Annotated in this window: 11 protein-coding genes; 6 read left to right on the top strand and 5 right to left on the bottom strand. The window is 37.8% G+C overall.

Annotated elements, in window-relative coordinates; all coding sequences use genetic code 11:
* Positions 1-68: 68 nt before the first annotated feature.
* Positions 69-1,979 (bottom strand): molecular chaperone DnaK, encoded by a 1,911-nt coding sequence (gene dnaK, locus ACJRPK_RS13230; protein ID WP_407140585.1) that lies wholly within the window; start codon positions 1,977-1,979, stop codon positions 69-71.
* A 239-nt stretch (positions 1,980-2,218) separates the two neighbouring features.
* Between dnaK and ACJRPK_RS13225 the strand changes: the two genes are divergently transcribed.
* On the top strand, positions 2,219-3,643 hold the full coding sequence (locus tag ACJRPK_RS13225) for an L-serine ammonia-lyase (RefSeq protein ID WP_407140583.1): 1,425 nt from the start codon (positions 2,219-2,221) through the stop codon (positions 3,641-3,643).
* Here ACJRPK_RS13225 and ACJRPK_RS13220 read toward each other — a convergent pair whose 3' ends face one another.
* Positions 3,644-4,141 carry a nuclear transport factor 2 family protein gene (locus ACJRPK_RS13220; protein WP_407140581.1) on the bottom strand — a complete coding sequence of 166 codons (498 nt, stop codon included), beginning with the start codon at positions 4,139-4,141 and terminating at the stop codon, positions 3,644-3,646.
* Between the two features lie 130 nt (positions 4,142-4,271).
* Here ACJRPK_RS13220 and panB point away from each other — a divergent pair, with 130 nt between their 5' ends.
* Together panB and ACJRPK_RS13210 are read left to right on the top strand one after the other, a co-directional pair.
* Positions 4,272-5,090: a 3-methyl-2-oxobutanoate hydroxymethyltransferase gene (gene panB, locus ACJRPK_RS13215; RefSeq protein ID WP_407140579.1), complete on the top strand. Its 819-nt coding sequence runs from the start codon at positions 4,272-4,274 to the stop codon at positions 5,088-5,090.
* Positions 5,091-5,149: 59 nt separating this feature from the next.
* Positions 5,150-5,848, top strand: coding sequence for an RluA family pseudouridine synthase (locus ACJRPK_RS13210; RefSeq protein ID WP_407140578.1), 699 nt, complete (start codon positions 5,150-5,152; stop codon positions 5,846-5,848).
* Between the two features lie 49 nt (positions 5,849-5,897).
* Here the strand turns inward: ACJRPK_RS13210 and ACJRPK_RS13205 are convergent, their stop codons facing one another.
* The 3 genes from ACJRPK_RS13205 to ACJRPK_RS13195 form a co-directional block, all read right to left on the bottom strand.
* The gene (locus ACJRPK_RS13205; protein WP_407140576.1) at positions 5,898-6,437 is read right to left on the bottom strand and encodes a beta-barrel fold lipoprotein; all 540 of its coding nucleotides are present in this window, start codon (positions 6,435-6,437) and stop codon (positions 5,898-5,900) included.
* 123 nt (positions 6,438-6,560) lie between these two features.
* Positions 6,561-7,424 (bottom strand): DMT family transporter, encoded by an 864-nt coding sequence (locus ACJRPK_RS13200; RefSeq protein WP_407140574.1) that lies wholly within the window; start codon positions 7,422-7,424, stop codon positions 6,561-6,563.
* 7 nt (positions 7,425-7,431) lie between these two features.
* Positions 7,432-8,976 (bottom strand): hypothetical protein, encoded by a 1,545-nt coding sequence (locus ACJRPK_RS13195; RefSeq protein ID WP_407140572.1) that lies wholly within the window; start codon positions 8,974-8,976, stop codon positions 7,432-7,434.
* A 206-nt stretch (positions 8,977-9,182) separates the two neighbouring features.
* Here ACJRPK_RS13195 and ACJRPK_RS13190 point away from each other — a divergent pair, with 206 nt between their 5' ends.
* From ACJRPK_RS13190 to leuD, 3 genes are read left to right on the top strand one after another with little or no spacing between them, the layout of a single operon-like run.
* Positions 9,183-10,355, top strand: a complete 1,173-nt coding sequence (locus ACJRPK_RS13190; protein ID WP_407140570.1) for a 2-isopropylmalate synthase — start codon at positions 9,183-9,185, stop codon at positions 10,353-10,355.
* A 25-nt stretch (positions 10,356-10,380) separates the two neighbouring features.
* Positions 10,381-11,763, top strand: a complete 1,383-nt coding sequence (leuC, locus tag ACJRPK_RS13185; RefSeq protein ID WP_407140568.1) for a 3-isopropylmalate dehydratase large subunit — start codon at positions 10,381-10,383, stop codon at positions 11,761-11,763.
* 1 nt (position 11,764) lies between these two features.
* Positions 11,765-12,352, top strand: coding sequence for a 3-isopropylmalate dehydratase small subunit (gene leuD / locus ACJRPK_RS13180; RefSeq protein WP_407140566.1), 588 nt, complete (start codon positions 11,765-11,767; stop codon positions 12,350-12,352).
* Positions 12,353-12,392 lie beyond the last annotated feature (40 nt).

Raw genomic sequence — 12,392 nt, 5'->3', positions numbered from 1 at the left:
TAGAATCATAAGAAATAAAAAATGCGCAGTGTTAACTGCGCATTTTTTTATAGATTATTACATCTGAATTATTTCACTTCTTCAAAGTCAACATCTTCAACATCACTACCTTCAGAGCTTCCTCCTTCTGGTTGTGCTCCTGCATCAGGTCCCGGTGCACCATTTTGTTGTGCATCAGCTTGCGCCTTATACATTTCTTCACTTGCTACTTTCCAAGCTTCGTTGATTTTATCAAGTGCTGGTTGAATCAATGCAAGATCTTTAGACTCATATGCTTTTTTCAACTCTTCTAAAGCTTCTTCGATTGGTTTCTTTTTATCATCAGATAATTTGTCTCCAAACTCAGTTAACTGCTTTTCTGTCTGAAAAATCATTCCGTCAGCTTCATTCAACTTTTCAGCTGTTTCTTTAGCTTTTTTGTCAGATTCTGCATTCGCTTCAGCCTCTTTCTTCATTTTCTCGATTTCTTCTTCTGTAAGTCCTGAAGAAGCCTCGATACGAATATCCTGAGTCTTATTAGTTGCTTTATCTGTTGCAGAAACTTTGATGATACCATTAGCATCAATATCAAAAGTTACTTCAATTTGCGGAGTTCCTCTTTGTGCTGGTGGAATGCCATCTAAGTGAAAACGTCCGATTGTTTTATTATCTGCAGCCATTGGTCGCTCTCCCTGTAATACGTGGATCTCAACAGATGGTTGATTATCAGCAGCTGTAGAGAATACCTGAGATTTTTTGGTAGGGATTGTAGTATTGGCTTCAATTAATTTGGTCATTACATTACCCATTGTCTCAATACCTAGAGAGAGTGGTGTTACATCTAATAACAATACATCTTTAACATCTCCGGTTAGTACTCCTCCTTGAATAGCCGCTCCAACAGCAACAACCTCATCAGGGTTTACACCTTTACTTGGTGCTTTTCCAAAGAAACTCTGCACTGCTTCCTGTACTGCAGGAATACGCGTAGAACCACCTACTAATATAATTTCATCGATATCGCTAGTAGATAAACCAGCAGCTTTAAGCGCTGTTCTACATGGCTCAATCGTACGTTTTACTAAATCATCGATCAATTGATCAAATTTTGAACGGCTCAAAGTACGCACAAGGTGTTTTGGTCCACTTGGAGTAGCTGTTACGTATGGCAAGTTGATCTCTGTCTGAGAAGAAGAAGATAATTCAATTTTAGCTTTTTCTGCTGCTTCTTTTAAACGCTGTAGCGCCATTGGATCCTTTCTTAAATCCATGTCCTCATCAGCCTTGAACTCTTCTGCCAACCAATCAATAATTTTTTGATCAACATCATCACCACCTAAGTGTGTATCCCCGTCAGTAGCTAATACTTCAAACACTCCATCTCCTAATTCAAGGATAGAAACATCATGTGTACCTCCACCAAAGTCAAATACAACTATTTTTTGATCTGTACCTTTTTTATCTAAACCATATGCTAAGGCAGCAGCTGTAGGCTCATTAATAATTCTTTCTACTTTAAGACCTGCAATCTCTCCGGCTTCTTTAGTCGCCTGACGTTGTGCATCGTTAAAATAAGCTGGTACAGTAATTACTGCTCTGCTTACATCCTGTCCCAAGTAATCCTCTGCCGTTTTCTTCATTTTCTGAAGCGTCATTGCAGACAATTCCTGTGGTGTATATAAACGACCATCGATATCTACTCTTGGTGTATCGTTGTCACCTTTTACAACTTTATAAGCTGCACGTTCTGCTTCTTTCGCAGATTCTGAAAACTTATTTCCCATAAATCGCTTTATAGAAGAAATAGTTTTTGTAGGATTAGTTACTGCCTGACGTTTTGCAGGGTCTCCTACTTTGATCTCTCCTCCATCTACAAATGCAATTACCGATGGAGTTGTTCTTTTTCCTTCAGCATTAGGGATAACTACTGGCTCATTACCTTCCATTACAGAAACACAAGAGTTGGTCGTCCCTAAGTCAATACCTATTATCTTACTCATATTATCGTTGTATAAATTGTTTAAGTGTTATTGCTTTTTTAATACACTTCTATTGTTTCAATGATTATGCCATGCCAAAAGATATGACATGATGTCACAAATGGTAGATAAATCTAGCAGAATTACAGGTGATGTATACAATTTCAGTAGCTTTTTTTGCTGCTACTATTTTTGCTCTTAGTTCTTGCTACTTTGTCCTAAACCTTTATATTTACCCGGTAATTGTAGACCCTATTATTATGGAATGTATCAGTATTTTTGACATGCTTAAAATCGGTGTTGGCCCTTCAAGTTCTCATACTTTTGGTCCATGGAGAGCAGGTCGCAGATTGATCGCAGAATTAAAAGAAAAGAATAAGTTTGATCAGGTGGTTGCAATTACTGTTGATTTGTACGGTTCTTTATCTCTAACGGGTAAAGGACATGCTACCGACATCGCTTCTATTTTGGGTTTGTGCGGTTATGATCCACAAACTATTGATGTACTCCAAATTGATACGATTATAAAGAGCATAAGTGATACTAAGCTATTACCGTTTAATCAAGAAATTGATATTGTATTTGACTGTAAAAAAGATATCGTCTTCAACAAAGAATTTAAAGAATTTCATCCTAATGGAATGACCTTTACTGTCCTGTTTAAAGATGGTAAAAAATATACTTCAACCTTTTATTCGATTGGTGGTGGGTTCGTAGTTAAAGAAGAACGCAAGCGCAAGGAAAAAAAGCTGGAAGCTTTTAAAGAATTTCCAATGCCTGTGCAAAAAGCAACTGACCTGTTAGCCTATTGCGCTGCCCAAAACAAAAAGATTTCAGATATTGTTCTGGAGAATGAAAGGTCATTGCATACCGATCAGGAAATTGACGAGCGTATTGCTCAAATATGGAAGGTCATGCTCGAATCTATGTATACCGGTTGCCATACAGAAGGAACCTTGCCTGGTGGTTTAAAGGTACGGCGTCGTGCTTACGATTCTCATAAAAATCTAATTGGTACTGCACAATACTCAAATCCAAACGAATGGATCGCTAGTATCCGCGATACTGAAGTAAAGTTTAGACAGATATTGAAATGGGTATCTTGTTTTGCGTTAGCCGTAAATGAAGTGAATGCCTCTCTTGGTCGTGTAGTAACTGCACCCACAAATGGTAGTGCCGGAGTGATACCTGCAGTGATGATGTATTATATGGTAATTGAGAATCACGATGCTAATTTTGAAGATATCAAGCAGTTTATGCTGGTAGCCGGCGAAATAGGAAGTTTGTTTAAGAAAGGTGCTACTATATCTGCAGCTATGGGTGGTTGTCAAGCAGAAATTGGTGTTTCATCTGCCATGGCCGCTGGAGCTTTAACCGAATTAATGGGAGGATCACCGGAACAAGTACTGATTGCCAGCGAAATTGCCATGGAACATCACTTAGGACTTACCTGTGATCCTATTGGTGGATTGGTTCAGATACCTTGTATTGAACGGAATGCTATGGGTGCAATTAAAGCAATTAATGCTTGCGAAATGGCACTGGACACAACCGCCGCCAACGCCAAGGTTCCCTTAGATAAAGTAATTGCCACTATGTGGGCGACTGCTCAGGACATGAATACAAAATATAAGGAAACCAGTGAAGGTGGACTAGCAATAGCTGTAAGTCTTAGTGACTGTTAATTAATCTTTTGTAGCGGTACAGCCTTCTTTATTTCGGGTATCAGCAATTGCGATAATTTTCCAGGAAGTACCGTTATTATATAATTGAAAACTATTAATTCCACAGTGACTTAGCGTGCCGTTCAGATAAAAATTATAAGGTGTCCAAACATGTGCAATGTTCTCTGTAGCTTCAATCTTAATATCCAATAATTCTTCTTTCCAATTTTCTGATTGCTGTTTGTTATGTATGGCCAAAACAAACATCTTAACATTACTCGTAGTAATCGTTCTTCCTCCTTCACTATCAGGAATAATAGTTTGTAGGGTCATGTTTTTTTCGATACTGTTGTAAATTTTTGTCGTGTCCCCGTTGTGGAAACCATCAAAGAATTCTACTATTGATTGTTTTACCTCTTTTTGGACATTTGCCATAGGATCTGCCTCATTCTTTGCTTGAGCAAAGGCTGCTAAATTTAAAAAAGATAAAACGATAGATAAGGAGTAAATAATTTTCATAGTATACTATTTTGGATCTAAAAATACTGCTTTTTTTGAAATGTTGTACAAACCGGGGGAATGGAGTCTATTTTCAACTTGTCACATCTTAGTAAATTAGTACTTTTGCATCATTCAAATTTTCAAGAGTATGTCCACAGCAAAAAAAGATTATAAGCGTATTACAGTGAAATCTCTAATAGAGATGAAAGCTAACCAGGAAAAAATATCTATGCTTACCGCATATGATTACACCATGGCAAAGATTGTGGATGGTGCCGGTGTTGATGTAATATTGGTTGGGGACTCTGCATCGAATGTAATGGCGGGCCATGAGACTACTTTACCTATTACTCTGGATCAAATGATTTATCATGCCTCTTCTGTGATTCGTGCTATAAACCGAGCCTTAGTTGTGGTAGATTTACCTTTCGGAAGCTATCAAAGTGATCCTAAAGAAGCGTTACGCTCTGCTATTCGTATAATGAAAGAATCCGGAGGGCATGCTGTTAAAATGGAAGGGGGAAAAGAAATTAAAGAATCCATCAAACGAATTCTTAATGCCGGAATCCCGGTAATGGGACATTTAGGACTTACGCCGCAATCCATATATAAATTCGGAACCTACACCGTTCGCGCAAAAGAGGAAGAAGAAGCACAAAAATTGAAGGAAGATGCTTTAATGCTTCAAAAAGCAGGATGTTTTGCTGTGGTTTTAGAAAAAGTTCCAGCCAAATTAGCTAAAGAAGTAGCACAAAGCCTTACGATTCCAGTAATTGGTATCGGAGCCGGTAACGGTGTTGACGGACAAGTTCTGGTTACCCATGATATGCTTGGAATGACACATGAGTTTCATCCAAGATTTTTGAGACGTTATTTGGATTTATATACTGAGATGACGAATGCCTTTACACAATATGTAACTGATGTAAAAGCAGTAGACTTTCCGAGTGATGAAGAACAGTACTAAAATACTTGATTGCATGCAACCCATTGCAGCAGCTATAGTATTCGCAGATATACTAATTCATGAATAAAGAGCTTTCTACCAAGGATAATCTTCAGGTGCTCTATGAGGACAATCATATTATTGTAGTAAATAAACGTCCAGGAGATATTGTACAAGGTGATAAAACGGGAGACCAACCGCTTAGCGAGGTAGTTAAGGAATACATCGCTCAAAAATATAATAAACCCGGAGCTGTGTATTTGGGTGTGGTTCACCGTCTTGATCGTCCTACTAGCGGTATCGTAGTTTTTGCGCGTACAAGCAAAGCATTGCCCCGACTTAATAAACTATTTGCAGAAAAAGAAGCCAAAAAAACCTACTGGGCAGTGGTCAAGGGATTACCTCCAAATGATAAGGACACGCTTACACATTGGTTAAAGCGCAACACAAAGCAGAATAAATCGTATGCCTACCCCAAGGAAATAGCAGAGAGTAAAAAGGCAGTCCTGGACTACCGACTTCTCAAAAAATTAGACCATTATTACCTACTGGAAATAGACTTGCATACCGGACGTCATCATCAGATACGGACACAGTTAGCCACAATTGGATGTATCATAAAAGGTGATCTTAAATACGGATCAGATCGCAGTAATAAAGATGGGAGTATTCATCTACATGCACGGGAATTAAAATTCATACATCCTGTTAAAAAAGAACCAATTCATATCACAGCGCCTCCACCAAAAGATCCTGTTTGGGAAGCGTGCAAAAAATAAGCCTTGCACAAATTGTGCAAGGCCTAAGATTATACATTTTGATAAATGCTTACTTCTGCACTTTAATATCTACTAGTAAGCGAGTTCTGTTTAAATTCTTTAATTTAATCGCGCCTTTTTTACCAGCTGCATTCTCAAAAAGAACAATTTTACCTTCATAATCATTCGGACTGATTGACTCATTATCATCCACAACAGTAAGTGTCTTTAACTTAGTATCATCTTCCATAGCATCAAATTCTGCAGCAGTCATACTCACGTTTGTATGTTGGAACTTTGTAACTGTACCACTTGGAACTGAAGTACTTTCACCAGATGGACTTATAAAAGCAATTAAAACTTGATCACTATCTCCAACAATATCAATAACCTTTACCGCATCAGCATCAATTTCACCTTCACTATACATCTTGTTCGTACTGGATGCATAAAAACGTGCTGAATCGTCAAATGAGAATTCTACATCACCACTGGATACTATGGTAGCTTCAGCTTCTCCACCGGTTGGTTCTCCACTATCGTCATCACTTGAACAGGACACGAATAACAAAGACATGATCAAAACACTGCTTAACAATTTAATTTTCATAATAAATAGATTTGGTTTTTAATATTTTAAAGATAGAAAAACCAGTTGAAAAACCAATTTTTTCTATCAACAACACAAAAAACGTACATTATAGAAATATATTGTAAGATAACGTAATGATATTCATGTAGATCTATAGGAACGTATACTTTCTACTACAACCGAACATAGAATGAGTCCGCCCCCGATAAAGGTATTCAATGCCGGAATTTCGCCTAAAAAGATAATCCCCAAAATAATTCCATAAATAGGCTGCATACTGCTGATAATACTTGCTGTAGTAATAGAAAATTGTTTAAAACTCTGTAAAAACAAGGTGTGCCCCACTGCGGTAGTCAGAAAAGCCAAAATCAACAAAAACTCCCATTGCTCTTTTATTTGTGAAAGTTCATAAAAATAAAAAGTAGGTAATAGAAAGATAAAAATTACCACCAACTGATACCACATAAGTACTGATCCATTGTAGGTACTCACTTTAGCTTTTAAGATTAAATTACGCAGCGCATAAAATAAAGCTGAGAGTATTCCTAAAATGACGGCTTGAGTAACGGAATTTTCCACATCCATTTCAGGTAACAAAAAATAAACACCAATCAATACGAGTGCTCCCAGAAATAAATGACTACGATCAAATTTTGTTTTCAGCAGCAAGGGTTCCAATAGTGCAGTGATTACAGGATAGGTAAAAAGGGATAACATTCCGATGGCTACATTGGATAATCGTAGCGCATAGAAATAAGTAATCCAGTGTAAGCCCATAAGCACACCCGTAAATAAAATAGATAATAGATCCTTACGCTCGATGCTAAAAGATATTTTTCTCCATCGACAGTATAAAAACAACAAGATGGCGGCAAATAGGGCTCTAATCCCTATAGTTACGGGCACGGGCAATTCAATATATCTTCCCAAGGCACCTGAGGTACTTATAAAAAGCATGGCAAGATTGAGTTCTAAGACATGTCGTAGGTGCGTAGTTTTATGCATTAAGTGCTTATCTAATTAAAACTTTTGATTTTTCCTGAATGATCTGAGCCACCGGCTTCCCTTCTATATTACTCTCTAACCAGGATAAAATATCCAAATATAAGAAGGCACGCTTCTCGTAAGGATGGTTTTCGTATTGTTTCAATGTTTTATGTAATTTCTTAAACTCATCCTTAATTTGATGCGGAAAGATATCTCCCAGATTCTTCAAAAATCGGATCATCGCTTTTTGCACTTCGTGCAGATCATCCATTTTAATTAAAAACTTATAGGTTTCCCGCAATTGAGATTCGAGATGGTAATCCATTCCGGCTTCATAATGCGCCACCAGACTCAATACTCTCGCAAAACACATTAAATCCTCCCGCATTCGCAAGGATTTATTATGTATAATTTTTGACAAATACTCAATACATTTACGATACTCATCCATTCCAAAATATAAACAACCGATCTTATAATAGAATACCATAATATGATGATCATCCATACGATCGCCATACGTTTTTATACCTTTTAGAATGGGTTGAACCAATCCTTCGCCTTCAGTAAAGGTACCTTCCAAAAAATGTACATTCAGCCGATTGTTATACACAAACTGAAATGATAACATTTCAATATTATCATCTACAGGAAACGTTTTGGAGGAAATTGTTTGCTCGAATTTAATTAAAGTACTTTTAAGTTGTGATTGATCTTTGATTAAATACAGGGATTCTAACAAGTAATGATTCCCCCGCATATAAAATACCGGATTAAGGGTAATCATTTTGGGATACTCATAAAACAGATCCACCCATTTTTTTGAATACTTATAACAACTTATAAAATCCTGTACTATAAAGCTATACCATAAATGCGCTTTATATAACCAGAGTTTTTCTCTAAAACCAAGTAAACTCCAATCATAGGTAGGTAACTTGTCATGAAAGTACTCGGTTATAATCTTATGTTCTGTATCATTTTTTACATAACCGGTTTTAAGCATAATACCGTATAACTGCAACGATAGATTAGACAACTTACTGGTCAGGACATTTTTCATGCTCAACTCCTTTGCCTGAATTGTCAATTCGTCGGCTCGGGTATGAATGCTACGCGTGATATATTGAGTTTCGATAATTTTTTCCAACTCCACTATCTCATAGGCGCTTGTATTTTCATCATTTTCAATCGCGAGGTTCTTAGCTTTTTCAAGAATTTTAAGGCTTTGCTTGTACAACCCTTTATGATAAAGAATGGTAGCAAAATCCATTTGTTCCCTAATCTGAGATCGTACATTTTGGTGCACTGGACTCAGTCGCATACTTACTAATATCTGTTTATATAGATGCGCCTTTAAGTTTGATAGCTGTAATTTGGTTACAATTCCCTTTTTGATAATCTCTTGTTCATCTAAGGATGCAGATTTATCCAAGTGATTAAATAGCGCCAAGAATTTTGCATCTGTATTACCTCCCAAGCGACCCACATATACTTTGAATTGTCGCTTTTCTGATTTTGAAAGTGATTTTACCAAAACGAATAACGGGTCTTTTTGATCATTAGTCATTGTAAGAAAAACTTAATTAAAATATTGGTTATTAGTTAATTATAAGACTAACCGATTATTTTGATATTGTAAAAGCTAATCAGAATTCTATCTCTTTAACATTCCCAAAATATAAATTCGTAAGACAAAAAAGAAATATACAAGGTAGTATTTTAAGAAAGTTTACTGCCACTATAACTTTAATAATAGATAATCCCATAAGACATATGAGTACTGATAAAGTTCAAATTTTTGATACCACCCTACGAGATGGCGAACAAGTACCGGGTTGTAAATTAGATACTGCTCAAAAACTGGTAATTGCACAACAATTAGATTCACTGGGAGTGGATGTTATTGAGGCAGGTTTTCCCGTATCGAGTCCCGGAGATTTTCAATCGGTATACGAAATCTCAAAACTGGTTAAAAATGCGACGGTTTGTGGACTTACACGGGCCGTAAAGAATGACATTAAAGTAGCGGCCGAAGCTTTACAATTAGCAAAACGACCCAGAATTCATACGGGTATCGGAACCTCGGATTCTCATATAAAATATAAGTTTAATGCTACACGGGAGCAAGTGATCGAACGTGGTATTGCCGCAGTCACCTACGCCAAATCTTTTGTTGAAGACGTTGAGTTCTATGCAGAAGATGCCGGACGTACCGATAATGAATTTCTTGCACGGGTTTGCGAAGCCATGATCAAAGCAGGCGCAACTGTACTCAACATTCCCGATACAACGGGTTATTGTTTACCCGAAGAATACGGACAAAAAATTAAGTATTTGAAAGAAAATGTCAAAGGAATTGATAAAGTCATTTTGTCGTGTCATTGCCATAATGATCTTGGATTAGCTACCGCAAATTCGATTGCGGGTGTCTTAAACGGCGCCCGACAAATTGAATGTACTATCAACGGTATTGGTGAGCGTGCCGGTAATACTTCGTTAGAGGAGGTTGTCATGATCATGAAACAACATCCATACCTGGATCTTAGTACCGGTATTAATTCTCAATTATTATATGCAACCAGTCAAATGGTTTCTGATCATATGGGAATGCCTGTACAACCAAACAAAGCTATCGTTGGAGCCAATGCCTTTGCGCATAGTTCGGGAATACATCAGGATGGTGTCATTAAAAATAGAGAAACCTACGAAATTATGGATCCTGCCGAGGTTGGAGTCACTGAATCCTCTATTGTGCTTACTGCTAGAAGCGGAAGGGCGGCACTCGCCTATCGTGCTAAAAAAGTGGGGTACGAATTAACAAAATTACAATTGGATGAAGTCTACTGTGAGTTTTTAAAGTTTGCAGATAAAAAGAAAGAAATTAAAGATAACGACCTACATCACATTATGAAGAGAACTAATGTTGCGATTGCTGCTGTAGCATAGTAATGTATATGTTATAAGAAAAATTATGAAAAAAACCTTATTTGATAAAGTATGGGATGCACATGTAGTCAAAGAAATAGAAGACGGTCCCCAAATTTTATATATTGACAAACACTTAATTCATGAAGTAACCAGTCCGCAAGCGTTCAACGAACTTGAACAGCGGTCTATTCCTGTGTTTAGACCTAAGCAAATTGTTGCGACTGCAGATCATAACACGCCAACCATCGATCAACATCTCCCTGTTAAGGACGAGATGTCTCGTAAACAATTGGCACAACTCGCTGTAAACTGTGAGAAAAATGACATTCCGTTGTATGGTTTAGGACATGAATATAATGGTATTGTCCATGTCATGGCCCCCGAATTGGGATTAACCCAACCGGGAATGACCATTGTCTGCGGAGATAGTCATACCTCTACGCACGGTGCTTTTGGGAGTATTGCATTTGGTATTGGTACCAGTCAGGTAGCTCAGGTCTTTGCCAGTCAATGTTTGCTATTACAAAAACCAAAGAGTCTACGTGTCAATGTTAATGGCACGCTACGTCCCGGAGTGTTACCCAAAGATGTGATTCTTTATATTATCTCCAAACTGGGTACCAATTCGGGTACCGGATACTTCTGCGAATATGCAGGTAACGTCTTCGAAGAAATGAGTATGGAAGGCAGAATGACGGTTTGTAACATGAGTATTGAGATGGGTGCTCGCGGCGGAATGATTGCGCCCGATGCAACTACCTTTGATTATGTAAAAGGACGACCATTTGCACCTCAGGGAGCAGCTTTTGATAAAAAAGTAGCTTATTGGAAAACCCTTGCTACAGATACCGATGCTATTTTTGATCAGGAATATCATTTTGATGCCGAAGATATCGCTCCGATGATTACATATGGAACCAATCCGGGGATGGGAATCAAAATTTCTGAATCTATTCCGCAGGATACATCAAAAACATTTGAGAAGTCCCTGGACTACATGAATTTCAAAAAAGGACAATCTCTGATTGATCAAGCTGTTAATTATGTATTTATAGGCAGTTGTACCAATAGTCGTATTGAAGATTTTAGAGTGGCTGCGCAGTATATCAAAGGCAAACAAAAGGCCTCCAATGTAACCGCCTGGTTAGTGCCCGGCTCACAACAAGTTGCCAAACAAATAAAGGAAGAAGGTCTTAACGAAATATTTGAAAGCTCAGGGTTTCAGCTACGTCAACCGGGTTGCTCTGCTTGTCTTGCCATGAATGATGATAAGATTCCCGAAGGAGAATATTGTGTCTCTACCTCAAACAGGAACTTTGAAGGACGTCAAGGGCAAGGTTCAAGAACCATTTTAGCGAGTCCGCTGGTGGCTGCCGCAACCGCAGTTCACGGAAAAATTATTGATATCACCAAACACCTCAACTAATATGGAGCCTTTTATAAAAATAACCTCGACAGCGATTCCCTTACCGATTCAAAATATCGATACGGATCAAATCATACCGGCGCGTTTCTTAAAAGCAACCACACGAGAGGGATTTGGTGAAAATTTATTTAGAGACTGGCGTTATGAAAAAGACGGAAGCGTAAATACAAGGTTTCCGCTTAATAACGATAACTATAGCGGTCAGATTTTGGTGGCCGGAGATAATTTTGGATGTGGTTCCAGTAGAGAACATGCTGCCTGGGCACTCCATGATTATGGATTTAAGGTCGTCATCTCTAGTTTTTTTGCAGATATCTTTAAAGGGAATGCTTTGAATAACGGGGTGTTACCGGTGCAGGTTTCGGCTGCATTTTTAGAAACCCTGTTACAGGCAATTGAGCAAGATCCTAATACCGTAATTGAGGTGGACCTTCAGCATGAAAAAGTAACATTAAAAGCTACCAATGCTTCCGAAAGCTTCGAAATCAACAGTTATAAAAAAACCTGTATGATTAATGGATACGATGATATCGATTTTCTGCTGAGCAATTTAGCCGCTATCGAAACTTTCGAAGAAACAAAAAATTGAAAAAAAATAGAAAAATTACAGCTTAGAGCTGCCTTGCGTA

The sequence above is a fragment of the Aquimarina sp. 2-A2 genome, assembly GCF_045505135.1.
GTDB classification, from domain to species: Bacteria; Bacteroidota; Bacteroidia; order Flavobacteriales; family Flavobacteriaceae; genus Aquimarina; species Aquimarina intermedia.
Note: the sequence above shows the minus strand (reverse complement) of the source record. Positions and strands in the feature narration are given on the sequence as shown.